This window comes from Nonomuraea sp. NPDC003804 (assembly GCF_040610675.1).
Classification (GTDB): domain Bacteria; phylum Actinomycetota; class Actinomycetes; order Streptosporangiales; family Streptosporangiaceae; genus Nonomuraea.
In genome coordinates this window covers 183,345-198,693 of the sequence record NZ_JBEXMT010000010.1, presented here as the reverse complement: position 1 = coordinate 198,693, position 15,349 = coordinate 183,345, and the positions used below count along the sequence as shown (strand labels likewise).

Genomic DNA, 15,349 nt, shown 5'->3' with positions numbered 1-15,349 from the left:
GGGCCCTTCGTCATGTCGCGTTGCGGTTGTAGATGAGCCTGAGCCCGATGAGCGTGAGCCACGGCTCGTGCACGTCGATCGAGCGCGCCTCCCTGACCACCAGCGAGGCGAGACCGCCGGTCGCCACGACCGTGACGTCGTCGGGGTCGTCGGCGAGCTCGGCCGCCATCCGCTCGACGATGCCGTCGACCTGGCCGGCGAAGCCGTAGATGATGCCCGACTGCAGCGCCTCGACGGTGTTCTTGGCGATCACGGAGCGCGGCCTGATCAGCTCCACCTTGTGCAGCTGGGCCCCGGCGGCGGCGAGGGCGTCGACGGAGATCTCGATGCCCGGAGCGGTGACCGCGCCGACGTACTCTCCCTTGGCCGACACCGCGTCGAAGGAGGTGGCGGTGCCGAAGTCGACGATGATGCAGGGCCCGCCGTACTGGTCGATGGCGGCCAGCGAGTTGACGATCCGGTCGCTGCCGACCTCCTTGGGGTTGTCCATCCTGACCGGAACTCCGGTGCGGATGCCGGGCTCCACGATGACGGCGGTGACGTCGCCGTAGTAGCGGCGGCACATCTCGCGCATCTCGTTCAGCACCGAGGGCACGGTCGAGCAGATCGCGATGCCGCTCACGTCCGCGTCCTTGAGCAGGGGCGACTGGGCGAGCAGCCCCTGCAGGACGACCGCGATCTCGTCAGCGGTACGGCGGGCATCGGTGGCGATCCGCCAGTGCTCGATGACCTCCTCGCCTTCGAAGAGGCCGAGCACCGTGTGGGTGTTGCCGACGTCGATCGCGAGCAGCATCTAGTTCCCCCGTAGATCCAGGGCTATGTCAAGCGCAGGTGCCGAGTGCGTGAGCGCTCCCACAGCAACGTAGTCCACGCCAGTTTCGGCTACATCACGGGCCGATTCCAAGGTCAGCCCGCCACTTGCCTCGAGCCTGGCCCGGCCGTCGACGAGTCGCACCGCCCTGGCCAGCTCCGCCACGGTGAAGTTGTCCAGAAGGATCTCCTCGGCGCCTTCGGCCAGGACGGGGGCGATCTGGTCGATGCGGTCCACCTCCACCTCGATCGGCAGCTCGGGATACAGGTCTCTCACCTTGCGGAAAGCCTCGGCGACTCCGCCGGCGGCCACCACGTGGTTGTCCTTGATGAGCGCCGCGTCCGACAGCGACATGCGGTGGTTGACCCCGCCGCCGGCCCTGACCGCGTACTTCTCCAGCGCCCGCAGGCCCGGCAACGTCTTGCGGCTGTCACGCACCCGGGTTCCTGTGCCCTCGACCGCGTCGACCCAGCGGGCGGTGAGCGTGGCGATCCCCGACAGGTGGGTGAGGAGGTTGAGCGCGGTGCGCTCGGCCGTCAGCAGGGCGCGCGTCTCGCCCTCGACGGCCATGAGCACGTCGCCGTGCCGTACGCGCTCGCCGTCCTTGGCCCTGCGCTCGACGGTGGTGGCGCCCAGCCTGCGGAAGACGGCCTCGGCGACGGCGAGCCCCGCGACCACCCCGTCGGCCCGTGCCACCACGTCGGCGGTGGCACGCTGCCCTGCGGGGATCGTGGCCAGGGAGGTGACGTCGCCGGCCTCCTGCAGGTCCTCGGCGAGCGCGCGCGAGACGACCTCGTCCACGGTCGCCGGGTCGAGCCCCGCGGCCTCCAGCTCCCGCGCCAGGCCCGGGGCCGTCTCGTGCGGCGTGTAGGTCATGGTCAGCCCCTCGTGAGTCAGCGTGATGTCCAGATGTCCCAGCCAGTTCTCGTCGTCGCGGTCGGGGAAGTCCTCCCGCCAGTGCGAGCCCCTGGTCTCCAGGCGGGCGTAGGCGGCGGCCACGAGGACCGAGGCCACGGTGAGCAGGTTCGTGGTCTCCCACGACTCCACGCAGGGCTGGACCGCCACGGGGGTCCAGCGGGCATCCCTGAGCGCGACGCCCGTCTGCGTGACCGAGGACCGGCTGCGCAGCACCCCCGCGCCGCTGCTCATGTGGGCCTGGATGCGCGTGCGGGCCCGGGGGTCGACCAGGCCCTCCTCCGCGGTGGCCGCGGCGGGTTCGCCGGGGGCGGGCCGTAGCCGGTGGATGTCCTCGGCGATGCGCTCGGCGAAGACCAGTCCTTCCAGCAGCGAGTTGGAGGCCAGCCGGTTCGCGCCGTGCACGCCCGTGCAGGCGACCTCGCCGCAGGCGTAGAGCCCCTCGATCGAGGTACGGCCGCGCAGGTCGGTCCGGACGCCGCCGCTGGCGTAGTGGGCGGCGGGCATGACGGGGATCAGGTCCGTGGCGGGGTCGATCCCGTGCTCGAGGCAGATGCCGTAGATGGTCGGGAAGCGGCTCTTCCACTTGTCGAGCCCGAAGTGGCGGCCGTCGAGGTAGACCTGGCCCGGCTGTCGCGTGATCGCCTTGGCCACCACGTCACGGGGCGCGAGCTCGTCGGTGAACCTCTCGCCGCCGGCGTCGACGAGGTAGGCGCCCTCGCCGCGTACCGCCTCGGAGATCAGCGGCTGCTGGCCGGTGGACTCCTCACCCAGCCACAGCACGGTCGGGTGGAACTGCACGAACTCCAGGTCCCTGACGACGGCGCCCGCGCGCAGCGCCAGCGCGACGCCGTCGCCCGTCGAGACGACGGGGTTGGTGGTGGCGGCGTAGATCTGGCCCATGCCGCCGGTGGCCAGCACCACGGCCCTGGCCCGCGCCTCTCCCACACCGTCGCGCGCGCCCTCGCCCATGACGTGCAGGGTGACGCCGCGCGCCCGGCCCCCCGCGTCCTTGACCAGGTCGAGCACGAGGGCGTGCTCGATCACCTCGATCGCAGGGTGCGCGAGGACCGCCTGGATGAGCGCCCGCTGCACCTCGGCGCCGGTCGCGTCGCCGCCCGCGTGCACGATGCGGTTGCGGTGGTGCCCGCCTTCGCGGGTGAGCTGGAGCTCGCCGTTCTCGTCGGTGTCGAACCTGGCGCCCCTGGCGATCAGGTTGCGCAGCGCTCCCGGCCCCTCCGTCACCAGCATCCTGACGGCCTGCTCGTCGCACAGGCCGACCCCGGCGACCAGCGTGTCGTCGAGGTGCTCGCCGGGCGAGTCGGCGGGGTCGAGGACGGCCGCGATGCCGCCCTGCGCCCACCTCGTGGAGCCGGACGACAGCACGTCCTTGGTGACGACCAGGACCTTCGCGGTGGGGTCGAGCTCGGCGTGGTGCAGGGCCACGGTCAGCCCGGCGACGCCCGAACCCACCACGATCACGTCCGCCTCGACCGTCCAGCCGGGGGCGGGGGCGGTGAGCTTCATGGGGATCGCGGGTGCACTCATGGGGGAGCCTCCTCGGATTTCGTCACTATGACGATAACGCCCCGCGATCCGTGCTCCTTCCCCGCCCCCTCCCCTTAGACGTGGAGCTCGTCGCCGCGCATGGCCCCCTCGACCGCGGCCGCGGGGTCGGCGCCCAGCTCCACGATCCTGTTGTCCCGGTCGACGTGGACCACCCGGGGCGTGAAGGCCCGCGCCTCGGCGTCGTCGAGCTGGCCGTACGCGATGATGATCACCAGGTCGCCCGGCGCGACCAGCCGGGCCGCGGCGCCGTTGATACCGATGATCCCCGACCCGCGCGGGCCGGTGATGGCGTAGGTCACCAGGCGGGCGCCGTTGTCGATGTCGACCACGTGCACCTGCTCGCCCGGTAACAACCCGGCCGCCTCCATCAGCTCCTCATCGATGGTCAACGATCCCACGTAGTGCAGGTCGGCCTGCGTGACCGTGGCTCGATGGATCTTGGACGTCAACATGGTCCTGAGCACGACGCTCCTTCAGAAAGCGATAAGGACGTTGTCGATCAGGCGGGTGGTGCCGACCTTGGCCGCGACAGCCAACACCGCCTCGCCCCGGAAGTCGTCGGGAATCTCGGCGAACGTCGCGGGGTCGACGAGGACAACGTAGTCGGCCACGAGCCCGGACGCGGCCAGCTCCCCCTCGGCGGCGGCGCGGACGGCGGCGGGCGAGAGCCGTGCCGCCCCCGCGTGCAGGGCGCGCGAGAGCGCCAGCGCGCGCTGCCGGTCGTCGGGCGTGAGGTACCGGTTACGGCTTGAGAGGGCCAGCCCGTCGGGCTCGCGCACGGTCGGCGCGCCCACGACCTCCACGGGCAGGTCGAGGTCGGCGACCATGCGCCTGATGAGCGCGAGCTGCTGGGCGTCCTTCTGGCCGAAGACCGCGACCTGGGGCCCGACCAGGTTGAACAGCTTCATCACCACGGTGAGCACGCCGTCGAAGTGCCCGGGGCGCACCGCGCCCTCGACCATCGCGCCCATCCGGCCCGCGGAGAGGCTCACCTGACGGTCAGGGCGGTACATGTCGTCGGCCGAGGGGGCGAAGACCACGTCCACCCCCTCGGCCGCGCAGATGTCGAGGTCGGAGTCGAAGGTGCGGGGGTAACGGGAGAAGTCCTCGGCGGGGCCGAACTGGAGCGGGTTGACGAAGATGCTGACCACGACCTGGTCGGCCAGCGTACGGGCCACGCGCATCAGCGAGCGGTGACCCTCGTGCAGGGCGCCCATGGTCGGGACGAGCGCCACGCGGCCCGAGGAGCGGGCTTTCTCGAGGCCGGCGCGGTCGTGCGCGACGATCAGTTCCATCGGTGTCCTCCTAGACTGATCAGGTCCAGGCGGAACGTCCCGGCCCGATCAGGTCCACATGTTTCCCCCGAGCGCGTCGAGCAGCCGCTCGGCCGCCTCGGGCTTCAGCAACCCGGCGGCGAGCGCCCGGTCCGCCGTGAGCCTAGCGAGTGCCACGTATGCGTCGGCCGCTTCTGGCGCCGCCAGTATCAGCGCGTCGACGTGCTTGCGCACAGTGCCGGCGTCGCCGCGCACCACCGGCCCCGTCAGCCCCGTGATGCCCAGCCTGAGCACGTTGTCGAGCGCGGCCCCGAGCAGCGGGCCGAGCATCCTGCCCGGGTGCTCGACCCCGATCTTCGCCAGCAGTTCCTGCGACTCGGCGATCAGTGTGACCATGTGGTTGGCCGCTCCCGCGAGCGCCGCGTGGTAGAGGGCGCGGTCGCTGTCGGCGATCCAGACCGGCTCGCCGCCCATCTCGATGACCAGCGCCTCGGCGATCGGGCGCAGCGGCTCGGGCGAGGTGACGCCGAAGGAGATGCCGGTGATCCTGTTGAGGTCGTCGTCCCTGCCGGTGAAGGTCATCACGGGATGCAGGGCCAGCGGCAGCGCGCCCGCCTGCCGGGCGGGGTCGAGGACGGCCAGGCCGTAGGCGCCGCTGGTGTGGACGAGCAGCTTGCCGCGAACGTCGGCCCCGGTGGCCGCGAGTCCGGCGACCAGGTCGGGCAGCGCGTCGTCGGGGACGGTGAGCAGGATCAGTTCGGCCTTGCTGACGACCTCTTCGGGGTTGACCGTGCGCACGCCGAGCCGCTCGCCCGCCCAGCGCTGCGAGGCGTCGGAGACGCCGCTCGCCGCCACGACCCTGTGACCGGCCTGGGCCAGCGCCGCGCCGAGCACCGAGCCCACCTTGCCCGTGCCCAGCACGCCGATGGCCAACCGCCCCGGGCGATCCCCTGCGTCCATGACGTCGCGCTCCCTGTCATCCGACACTGCTGACCAGGGTAACCGCCGGCCGTCACCGGCCACGGTCATGGCTCTTTTGCCGCATGTTGGGAGGGGACAAAACCCAGCAAGGGCATACATAGTGGACACCCCTGCCGGAGCGGACGCCGGGCACGGTGACCGGCGCCCGCTCCCCACAAGGAGGGCCGACCCACCGCCGACGGGCCGGCCCCTGGTGTGAGACGCGCCCGCCGTGCTCCATCGCACGGCGGGCGCGCGCCTATCAGTGCTGGTGGACGTCGACCGAGGCGCCACCCTTGCACCCGGCCACGGCCCAGCCGAAGATGCCCACGGCGTTGCCGCACACGTTCACCGGAATGGAGATCGGCGCGAAGATCTGGTTGCCGGACAGCACGCCGTTGTTGCCGCTGGTGATGTTGTCGGCGTGGGCGGCGGGCGCGCCGAGCGCCATCATGGCCAGCACACCCGCGACGACGGCAGACTTCTTGAACATGGGGGATGTCCTCTCATTGCGCGGCACGGGGCCGCGGTCCGGTCTCCGCATCGGCGATCGAACCGGGGTCACCGGGGGGAGCGCCCGGGTGATCGCTCGATGACACCGGGTTACCGTAGCGCAAAGCGGCGACAAGGAGTAGTCATCACATCACCAGGCGTGTCGGTCGAAGGTCATGAGATAGTCCGTGGCATGTGGCTCACCTGGCGAGCGGCGATGGAGCGGGCACTGTACGGGGAGAGCGGCTTCTACCTGCGCGAACGCCCGTCCGGGCACTTCCGCACCTCGGTCGGCGCCTCACCGGTCTTCGCCGGGGCCGTGCTGACGATGCTGCTGCGCCTCGACGGCGCGCTGGGCCGTCCCGACCCGCTCGATCTCGTCGACATCGGCGCCGGCGACGGCGCGCTGTCGGCGCACGTGCTCGCGGCGGCCCCGCCGGAGCTGCGGGCCAGACTGAGGGTCACGGCCGTCGACCTGTCCTCCCGGCCCGCAGGGCTGCCCGAGGCGATCAGGTGGAGCCACACGATCCCGCAGGGCATCACCGGCATGGTGATCGCCAACGAGTGGCTGGACAACGTCCCCTTCGACGTCGTGGAGCAGACCGCCGCCGGCCCGCGCCTGGTGCTGGTCCACACCGGGACGGGCGAGGAACGGCTCGGCGACCCGCCCGGCGAGGACGATCTGGCCTGGCTCGAGCAGTGGTGGCCGCTGCGGCGGGTGGGCCAGCGGGCCGAGGTCGGCAGGTCGCGGTGCGCGGCGTGGGCGGCCGTGATCGCCCGGTTGGCGGGTGGCCAGGCGATCGCCGTCGATTATGCACACCCTGTGGATAACCGGCCGCCCCGCGGCACGCTCACCGGATACAGGGACGGTTCGGTCGTGGCGCCCATACCCGACGGGACCTGCGACATCACCGCACATGTCGCACTCGACGCGTGCGCGGAGGCGGGCCGGCAGGCCGGCGCGATATCCACAACCTTGTCCACACAGCGCGACATTCTGCGCACTCTGGGAGTCACCGGCACCCGTCCCGCACTCGACCTCGCGCGGACCGACCCGTCGGGCTACCTGAGGGCGCTGGCCCGCGCCTCCCAGGAGGCCGAGCTGATCGACCCAGCAGGCTTGGGCGGTTTCGGCTGGCTAAGCCAGATACGTTAGCTATGTGGAGATCGAACAGACCGCCCTTCCAGGCATCGGGCTCAAACACGAGTTCGGCACCCATTCGGGCCGCCGCGTCGCCGTCGTCTCACACCGGACGGGGCGGCGCGATCTGATCATCTACGACCGGTCGGACCCCGACCGGGCGTGCGAGGCCATCCAGCTCAACGACGAGGAGGCCGACGCGCTCGCCGAGCTGCTCGGCGCGCCGCGCATCGTCCAGCGACTCAACGCCCTCCATCGCGAGATCGAGGGACTGATGAGCCTCCAGGTGCCGGTCGTGGCCGGCTCGCCGTACGACGGCAGGACACTGGGCGACGCTCGCATCCGCACCCGCACCGGCGCCTCCGTCGTGGCCGTGGTGCGGGGGGCGCAGGTCTTCGCGAGCCCCACCCCCGACTTCAGGTTCACCGCCGGAGACGTGGTGGTCATCGTCGGCGACGCCGAGACGACCGCCACCGCCGCCGACATCCTCACGGACGGCTGATGCGCCTGCCCCTCACCCCGGCGGCGGTAACGCCCTGATGCAGGTACTCGCCGTCGACGTGCACGACACCGCCATAGTCTTCCTCGAACTCGGTGGGATCATCCTGGCCCTCGGCGTCCTCGGCGCCCTGGCGCTGCGGGCCGGCATCTCCGCCATTCCCCTTTACCTCCTCGCCGGACTCGCCTTCGGGCAGGGCGGCATCCTGCCGCTGGCCACCAGCGAGGAGTTCATCGCCATCGGCGCCGAGATCGGCGTCGTGCTTCTGCTGCTCACGCTCGGACTGGAGTACAACGCGAGCGAGCTGGTCTCCAGCCTGCGCGGCAACGCCAGAGCGGGCCTGGTCGACATGGTCCTCAACGCCGCCCCCGGCGCGATAGCCGCGCTGCTGCTGGGGTGGGGGCCCGTGGCCGCGGTCGCCATGGCGGGCGTCACCTACGCCACCTCGTCGGGCATCACCGCGAAGGTGCTGTCCGATCTGGGGTGGATCGGTAACCGCGAGACGCCCGTCGTGCTGTCGCTGCTGGTCTTCGAGGACCTGGCGATGGCCGTCTACCTGCCGCTCCTCACCGCGATGCTGGCAGGCGTCTCGCTGCTGACGGGGACGATCTCCCTGGGCATCGCGCTGACCACGGTCTCCGTCGTCCTGTTGATCGCGCTGCGCTACGGCAGGTTCATCGAGGCGTTCGTCTCCAGCCCCAACAACGAGGTGCTGCTGCTGAAGGTGCTCGGCCTGGCCCTGCTGGTGGCCGGCGTCGCCCAGCAGCTGCAGGTGTCGGCGGCCGTCGGCGCCTTCCTCGTCGGCATCGCCCTGTCGGGCGAGCTGGCGCACGAGGCCAGAGCGCTGCTGATGCCGCTGCGCGACCTGTTCGCCGCTGTGTTCTTCGTCTTCTTCGGCCTGCAGACCGACCCCACCAAGATCCCGCCGGTGGCGCTGCTGGCCCTGCTGCTCGCCGCGGTCAGCATCGTCACCAAACTGCTGACCGGCGCCTACGCCGCGCGCCGGGCGGGCATCGCCAGAGCGGGCCGAATGCGGGCGGGCATCGCGCTGGTGCCGCACGGCGAGTTCAACATCGTCATCGCGGGCCTGGCGGTGGCGGCGGGGGTCCATCCCGATCTCGGCCCTCTCGCCGCCACCTACGTGCTGATCCTCGCGGCCTTCGGCCCGCTGGCCGCCAGGCTGGCCGAGCCGCTTCTCACCCGGCCGCCTTCGTCGGGGCCGTGATTCGCCGGGCCGTGATTCGTCGGGGCCGTGATTCGTCGCGGCCACGAAAGGTCCCGCCTCGCTCACCCGCAGGAAACGTCCACGGAGCGGAGCCCTCGGATGATGTAGCCGGGGTTCCAGACGGGCTTGCTCGTCAGCTCCATCTTCGGCGCCCTCTTCAGGAGGGCGCCGAAGGACTCCACCAGCTCGATCCTGGCCAGCGGCGCGCCCAGGCAGAAGTGGATGCCGGCGCCGAAGGAGATGTGTGGGTTGTCCACCCTGCCGACGTCGAGCCGGTCGGGGTCGGCGAAGACCTCCGGGTCGCGGTTGGCCGAGCCGAACAGCAGGGCCACCTCGACGCCCTTCGGGATGGCCACGCCGCCGACCTCGATGTCCTCCAACACCCAGCGCTCGAACATCTGCAGCGGGGTGTCGTAGCGCATCAGCTCCTCGATCGCCGTGGGCACCAGCGAGAGGTCGTCGCGCAGCCGGGCCAGCTCGGCCGGGTTGCGGAACAGCGACCACCAGCCGTTGCCCGTGACGTTCACGGTCGCCTCGTGGCCCGCGTTGAGCAGCAGCACGCAGGTGCCGACCAGCTCGTCCTCGGTCAGCTCCTCGATCTGGGCGAGCGCGCTGACCAGGTCATCGCCCGGGTCGGCCGTGCGGACGCGGGCCAGGTCCTTGAGGTAGTCGGAGAACTCCGCCGCCGCCTTGACCGCCGTGTGCTGGGCCTCCGGCGACGGGTTCAGCTCGTACATGCCGCAGATGTCGGCCGACCAGGGGCGCAGCAGGTGCCGGTCACCCTCGGGGACGCCGAGCATCTCGGCGATGACGGTGACCGGCAGCGGCTCGGCCACCTCGGCGATCAGGTCGCCGCCGCCCTTCTCGACGAAGTCGTCGACCAGACCGTCGACGATCGCGCGGACCCTGGGCCGCATCGACTCGACCATGCGAGGGGTGAACGCCTTGGAGACCAGACGGCGCAGGCGGGTGTGGACGGGCGGCTCGACGTCGAGCATGCCCGCCCTGACCACCCGCCAGAACGGTTCCTGGAACTCCGGTTCGGGCTCGCGGCCGAACTCCTCGTGGGTGGCCAGGTGCAGGTAGGACCGGCCGAGGCGGCGATCCCTGAGCAGCGCGTTGACGTCCGCGTGCCTGGCGATCAGCCACTGTCCCGTGGGCTCGAAGAAACTGACCGGCGCGTCACGCCGCAGCTCCTCGTAGGCCGCGTACGGCGAAGCTACAAAATCCGGATTCCAAGGATCAAATCGCACTATTGCATATTAGATTCGGCTTTCGCGTGCCTGCTCCGCATCCTGATGTTGAGCATCTCGACGATCACCGAGAAGGCCATCGCGAAGTAGATGTAACCCTTCGGGATGTGCTGGTCGAAGCCCTCGGCGAGAAGCACGACGCCGATCAGCACCAGGAACGCCAGCGCCAGCATCTTGATGCTCGGGTGCTTGTCCACGAACCTGCTGATGGGCCCGGAGGCGAACAGCATCACCAGCACCGAGACGATCACCGCCGCGACCATGACGGCCAGCTCGTCCACCATGCCGACCGCGGTGATGACCGAGTCCAGCGAGAACACGATGTCGAGCACCATGATCTGCAGGATGACCGAGGTGAAGGAGGTGACCTTCCGCTCCTTGCCGCCCTGCTCCTGCGGCTCCATGCTGTGGCCGATCTCCAGCGCGCTCTTGGCCAGCAGGAACAGACCGCCGAGGATGAGGATCAGATCCCTTCCCGAGATCTCCTGCCCCAGCACGCTGAAGAGCGGCTCGGTCAGCTTCACCACCCAGGACAGAGCGAGCAGCAGCAGCAGGCGGGAGACGAGCGCGGCGGCCAGGCCGAGGACCCTGGCCCTGTCGCGCTGCTCGGGCGGCAGCTTCCCGGCCAGGATCGAGATGAAGATGATGTTGTCGATGCCCAGGACTATCTCCAGGGCGACCAGGGTGAAGAACCCGATCCAGATCTGTGGGTCTGCCACCCAGTCCAACATCTCATACCTCCTTGGTTCGCTGTTCTCATCCCCAACGAGCCGGTCGCCCCAATAGTTCGCGGCTTGCGAAATGCGGGTCCGTGTCGGTTATAGTTCCGGCGTAGGTCATGAGTGCCAGCGCCAAGCCCCGGCTCGCTGGCCGGCAACCCTCGCGTCCGCGGCGGGGTGCCCCGGGTGAAGACCTGGTCCGTCACGAGGTGTGGCGGGCAAGCGCGGGCTCCGACACGCCACGGCCAGGGGTCCGATGACCCCAGGAGGGCTGTGCCGTGTCCGTCGCGACGATCGTCGACCCCGTTCAGGTGAAGGTGCTGGGCGAGGACCTCGAGGTGCCCGTCAAGGGTGGCCGCCTGGTCTCCTACGCCAACCTGGACTACGCCGCCAGCGCGCCGTGTCTGGAGCCGGTCAGCGCGGCGGTGACCGCCGCGCTCCCGGCCTACTCCAGCGTCCACCGCGGCGCGGGCTACGCCTCCCAGCTCACCACCGCCCGCTACGAGCAGGCGCGCCACACCGTGCGCGCCTTCGTCGGCGCCCGCACCGACGACGCCGTGGTCTTCACCCGCAACACCACCGACGCCACCAACCTGCTGGCCAGGTGCCTGCCCGAGGGCACCACCGTCGTGGTCTTCGACACCGAGCACCACGCCTCCCTCCTGCCGTGGCAGCGGGTCGTCCGCCTCGCGCCGCCCGCCTTCCCCGGCGAGGCCGTACGGCAGGCCGACGACGCGCTCGCCGCCATCGACGGCCCCAAGCTGCTGGTGGTGACCGCCGCCTCCAACGTGACGGGCGAGCTGTGGCCGATCGCCGCCCTCGCGCACGTCGCCCACCGGCACGGCGCCCGCGTCCTGGTCGACGCCGCCCAGCTCGTCCCCCACCGCAAGCTCAACCTGACCGCGCTCGACCTCGACTACGTCGCCTTCTCCGGGCACAAGCTCTACGCGCCGTTCGGGGCTGGCGTGCTGGTCGGGCGGCGCGACTGGCTGTCGGACGCCGAGCCGTACCTCAAGGGGGGCGGCGCGGTGAAGTCCGTGAGCGCCCTCGACGAGGGAACCGCCGAGTGGCACGAGGACGCCGAGCCGAGGCACGAGGCGGGCACCCCGAACGTGCTGGGCGCGATCGCGCTGGCCGCGGCGTGCGACGCCCTCACCGCGACAGGCTGGACGCCGCTGGTGCGCGAGGAGGAGCGGCTGATCGCCCGGCTGCGCGCGGGCCTGGCCGCGGTCGAGGGCGTGCGCGAGCTGTCGCTGTGGGGGCCGGACCACCCGCGGGTCGGCATCGTGTCGTTCGTCGTCGACGGTTACACGGCCAGGGAGGTCGCCGAGGCGCTGTCCACCGAGTACGGCATCGGCGTGCGTGACGGGAAGTTCTGCGCCCACCCGTTCGTACGGCACCTGCTGGATGCGACCGACGGGGATTGCGAGGACGACACCGCCTCGGCCGTACGGGCCTCGATCGGCATCGGCACGACCGAGGAACACGTCGACCGCCTGGTCGGCGCGCTGCACGACCTGGTGTCCCGCCGCTAGGACCGGTTGGGCGCGTCGGGTGGCACGTCGTCGCTCTCCGGCTCGTCGAAGATGTCCATGGGGCGCTCGACCTCGCGCTCGGCGGCGCGCCCCACGGCTCTGCGCCGGGCGCCGCGGGCGAACAGGGCGTCGATCCCGACGCGCCCCCCGCCGAGCGCCACCAGCAGGAGGCAGACCGAGCCGAGGGCGGCGACCAGCTCCCATCCGCCCGCCGACACGAAGACGCCCCTGCCGGCGTGCACGAACACCAGGGCGCCTGCCATGTCGGCGACCAGGGCGAGCGCCGCCACGCGCACCATCAGGCCGAGGACGAGGCAGGTGCCGCCGACCAGCTCGGCGACGGTGGCGAAGGTGGCGGCGGCCGTCGGCAGCGGAACGCCCTGCTGGGCGAACATCCGCGTGACGGCGCCGAGCCCGCCCTGCCACTTCTGCCATCCGTGGGCGATGAAGATCACGCCGATCGCCACGCGGGCGACCAGCGCGGCCAGGTCGAAACCCACTCCTTTCATGGGCCCTTTTGTCCCCATATCACCTGGCAAAATGCGCGAACAGACCATACCTTGACTGGATCACCACCACCGCCAGTGGCAGCATGACTCTATGGAAGAACGCGTGGTCGGGATCGGAGCGGGCGCCAAGGAGCTGGCCACGGAGGACATGATCCTCAACATCGGCCCCCAGCACCCCTCGACGCACGGTGTTCTCCGGCTCCGCCTCACCCTCGACGGCGAGCGCATCGCCACGGCCGAACCCATCATCGGCTACATGCACAGAGGCGCGGAGAAGCTGTTCGAGGTCCGCGACTACCGGCAGATCATCATGCTGGCCAACCGGCACGACTGGCTGTCGGGCTTCGCCAACGAGCTCGGCGTGGTGATCGCCGCCGAACGCATGCTCGGCATGGAGGTCCCGGTCCGCGCCGTGTGGGCGCGCACCCTGCTCGCCGAGCTGAACAGGGTCCTGTCGCACCTGATGTTCCTCGGCTCCTATCCGCTCGAACTCGGCGCGATCACCCCGATCTTCTACGCCTTCACCGAGCGCGAGCGCATCCAGGGCGTCATGGAGGAGATCTCCGGCGGCCGGATGCACTACATGTTCAACCGCGTCGGCGGCCTCAAGGAGGAACTGCCCGCGGGCTGGCTCGACCGCGTCACCTCGGTCGTCGCCGCCACCCGCGCCAAGGTGCCCGACATCGAGAACCTCATCCTCGGCAACGAGATCTTCCTGGCCCGCACCAAGGGCGTCGGCGTCCTCGACCGCGACACGATCATGCAGTACGGCGTGACCGGCCCCATCGCCAGGGCCTCCGGGGTCGACGTCGACCTGCGGCGCGACCAGCCGTACCTCGCCTACGAGGAGCTGCCCGTCAAGGTCGTCACCCGTACGGCCGGCGACTGCCACGCCCGCTTCGAGGTCCTCATCGACCAGCTCAAGGTCTCGCTCGACCTGGCCGACGCCTGCGTCGAGCGGCTGCGCTCGCTGCCGCCGGGGCCGATCAACCAGCGCCTGCCCAAGGTGCTGAAGGTGCCGGAGGGCCACACCTACGCCTGGACGGAGAACCCGCTCGGCGTCAACGGCTACTACCTGGTCTCCAAGGGAGACAAGACGCCGTGGCGGATGAAGCTGCGCTCGGCCTCCTTCAACAACATCCAGGTGCTGCGCGAGATGCTGCCGGGCCACCTGGTCGCCGACATGGTCGCGATCCTCGGCTCGATGTTCTTCGTGGTGGGTGACATCGACAAGTGAGGGACAGATACGTCGACTGGCTCCGCGCGGTCAGTCTGATCACCGTTGTCGTCTGGCACTGGGCCTTCACCATCCTCGTCTGGACGCCCGAGGGGCCGTCACCCACCAGCCCGCTCGGCTTCACCTCGGGGCTGTGGATGCTGACCTGGCTGTTCCAGGTGCTGCCGCTGTTCTTCTACGTCGGCGGCCACGTCCACCTGTTGTCGTGGCGCCGGGCCTGCGAGCGCGGAACGGGCATCGGCGCCTTCGTCTGGCGGCGCATCAAGGCCCTGGCCATCCCCGCGCTGACCCTGTCCGGCGCCTGGATCGCCGTCGGCGCGGTCGTGACGGCGCTGTTCGACGTGCCGTGGATGTGGCGGGTGGTGCTGCTGGTGCTCAGCCCGCTGTGGTTCCTCATCGTCTACCTGATGCTGATCGCGCTGCTGCCCGTCGCGCTGTGGCTGCACCGCCGCTACGACGTGCTCACCCTCATCTGGCTGGGCGGCGCCGCCCTGGTCGTCGACGTGGTAAGGCTGCGCTACCAGGTCGAGTGGGTCGGCTGGCTCAACATGATCCTGGTGTGGGGCCTGGCCCACCAGGCGGGCTTCTTCTACGACAGGATCGTCGCCCTGCCCCGCCGCTACGACGTCGCCGTCCTGTGGACCGGCCTGTTCGGCCTGTTCGGCCTCGTCTACTCGGGCCTGTACCCCGGCAGCATGGTCGGCGTGCCGGGCGACAAGCTGTCGAACATGGCCCCGCCGACCTTCGTCATCGTGGCGCTGCTCATCTTCCAGATCGGCCTGGTCGAGGTGTTGCGGCCGACGATGGAGCGGGTGCTGGAGCGGCCCGCCTGGAAGCGGGTCAACGACACCATCAACAGGTTCGCGCTGCCGCTGTTCCTGTTCCACACCACGGGGATGGCCATCGCGCTGGGGGCGTGGTGGGCGCTGTTCGGCTTCCCGTCGGCCGACCCGCGGCCCAACCTCATGTGGTGGCTGGAGCGGCCGTTCGCCATCATCGGCCCGCTGCTGTGCACGCTCCCGGTCATCTACCTCTTCTCCCGCCGCGGCCGAGCGGACCGCACCCCGGCCCCCTCGTGAGCGCGCAACGTCCGCGGATCGAGCTCTGCGGCACGACGACCTGCTTCCTCGCCGACCGGATCCGGAGCGTGTCCACGGTGCACCCGTCTCTTACCTCGGCCGCGACGAGATGGCCGAGGTCGAGGACGCCG

Annotated in this window: 15 protein-coding genes and 1 riboswitch; of the genes, 6 read left to right on the top strand and 9 right to left on the bottom strand. The window is 70.7% G+C overall.

From position 1 onward, the window contains the following. Positions 1–10: 10 nt before the first annotated feature. The 6 genes from ABZX22_RS16570 to ABZX22_RS16545 form a co-directional block, all read right to left on the bottom strand. Positions 11–793 (bottom strand): type III pantothenate kinase, encoded by a 783-nt coding sequence (locus ABZX22_RS16570; protein WP_354909390.1) that lies wholly within the window; start codon positions 791–793, stop codon positions 11–13. Next, positions 794–3,274 carry an L-aspartate oxidase gene (locus ABZX22_RS16565; protein WP_354909389.1) on the bottom strand — a complete coding sequence of 827 codons (2,481 nt, stop codon included), beginning with the start codon at positions 3,272–3,274 and terminating at the stop codon, positions 794–796. A 74-nt stretch (positions 3,275–3,348) separates the two neighbouring features. Further along, positions 3,349–3,759, bottom strand: a complete 411-nt coding sequence (gene panD / locus ABZX22_RS16560) for an aspartate 1-decarboxylase (RefSeq protein WP_354909386.1) — start codon at positions 3,757–3,759, stop codon at positions 3,349–3,351. Between the two features lie 9 nt (positions 3,760–3,768). Next, entirely contained in the window at positions 3,769–4,590 is an 822-nt protein-coding gene (panC, locus tag ABZX22_RS16555; protein ID WP_354909383.1) for a pantoate--beta-alanine ligase, read from the bottom strand. A gap of 48 nt (positions 4,591–4,638) precedes the next feature. Next, positions 4,639–5,529, bottom strand: a complete 891-nt coding sequence (locus ABZX22_RS16550) for a DUF2520 domain-containing protein (RefSeq protein ID WP_354909380.1) — start codon at positions 5,527–5,529, stop codon at positions 4,639–4,641. 262 nt (positions 5,530–5,791) lie between these two features. Then, positions 5,792–6,022, bottom strand: a complete 231-nt coding sequence (locus ABZX22_RS16545) for a chaplin (RefSeq protein ID WP_354909378.1) — start codon at positions 6,020–6,022, stop codon at positions 5,792–5,794. A 192-nt stretch (positions 6,023–6,214) separates the two neighbouring features. Between ABZX22_RS16545 and ABZX22_RS16540 the strand changes: the two genes are divergently transcribed. Genes ABZX22_RS16540 through ABZX22_RS16530 form a run of 3 tightly spaced genes read left to right on the top strand, consistent with a single transcriptional unit; the run spans position 6,215 to position 8,886 of the window. Beyond that, positions 6,215–7,177: an SAM-dependent methyltransferase gene (locus ABZX22_RS16540; protein WP_354909376.1), complete on the top strand. Its 963-nt coding sequence runs from the start codon at positions 6,215–6,217 to the stop codon at positions 7,175–7,177. A 4-nt stretch (positions 7,178–7,181) separates the two neighbouring features. Then, positions 7,182–7,664, top strand: coding sequence for a cation:proton antiporter regulatory subunit (locus ABZX22_RS16535; RefSeq protein WP_354909374.1), 483 nt, complete (start codon positions 7,182–7,184; stop codon positions 7,662–7,664). Positions 7,665–7,722: 58 nt separating this feature from the next. Beyond that, entirely contained in the window at positions 7,723–8,886 is a 1,164-nt protein-coding gene (locus ABZX22_RS16530; protein WP_354909529.1) for a cation:proton antiporter, read from the top strand. Between the two features lie 62 nt (positions 8,887–8,948). Here ABZX22_RS16530 and ABZX22_RS16525 read toward each other — a convergent pair whose 3' ends face one another. Together ABZX22_RS16525 and ABZX22_RS16520 are read right to left on the bottom strand one after the other, a co-directional pair. Further along, positions 8,949–10,139, bottom strand: a complete 1,191-nt coding sequence (locus tag ABZX22_RS16525) for a cytochrome P450 (protein WP_354909372.1) — start codon at positions 10,137–10,139, stop codon at positions 8,949–8,951. Beyond that, positions 10,139–10,858 (bottom strand): TerC family protein, encoded by a 720-nt coding sequence (locus ABZX22_RS16520; protein ID WP_354909370.1) that lies wholly within the window; start codon positions 10,856–10,858, stop codon positions 10,139–10,141. Before ABZX22_RS16520 ends, ABZX22_RS16525 begins: the two co-directional genes overlap by 1 nt. Positions 10,859–10,973: 115 nt before the next feature. Continuing rightward, positions 10,974–11,089: riboswitch (SAM riboswitch) on the top strand. 47 nt (positions 11,090–11,136) lie between these two features. Here ABZX22_RS16520 and ABZX22_RS16515 point away from each other — a divergent pair. Further along, positions 11,137–12,393, top strand: coding sequence for an aminotransferase class V-fold PLP-dependent enzyme (locus tag ABZX22_RS16515; protein ID WP_354909367.1), 1,257 nt, complete (start codon positions 11,137–11,139; stop codon positions 12,391–12,393). Here ABZX22_RS16515 and ABZX22_RS16510 read toward each other — a convergent pair. Then, complete coding sequence (locus tag ABZX22_RS16510) at positions 12,390–12,902, bottom strand: DoxX family protein (protein WP_354909365.1); 513 nt, start codon at positions 12,900–12,902, stop codon at positions 12,390–12,392. The two genes, ABZX22_RS16515 and ABZX22_RS16510, sit on opposite strands and share 4 nt — an antisense overlap. A gap of 91 nt (positions 12,903–12,993) precedes the next feature. Here ABZX22_RS16510 and ABZX22_RS16505 point away from each other — a divergent pair, with 91 nt between their 5' ends. Both ABZX22_RS16505 and ABZX22_RS16500 read left to right on the top strand, forming a co-directional pair. Further along, positions 12,994–14,139 (top strand): NADH-quinone oxidoreductase subunit D, encoded by a 1,146-nt coding sequence (locus tag ABZX22_RS16505; protein WP_354909362.1) that lies wholly within the window; start codon positions 12,994–12,996, stop codon positions 14,137–14,139. Then, on the top strand, positions 14,136–15,218 hold the full coding sequence (locus ABZX22_RS16500) for an acyltransferase (RefSeq protein ID WP_354909360.1): 1,083 nt from the start codon (positions 14,136–14,138) through the stop codon (positions 15,216–15,218). The genes ABZX22_RS16505 and ABZX22_RS16500 overlap by 4 nt, the downstream gene beginning before the upstream one ends. The last annotated feature ends 131 nt before the right edge of the window (positions 15,219–15,349 follow it).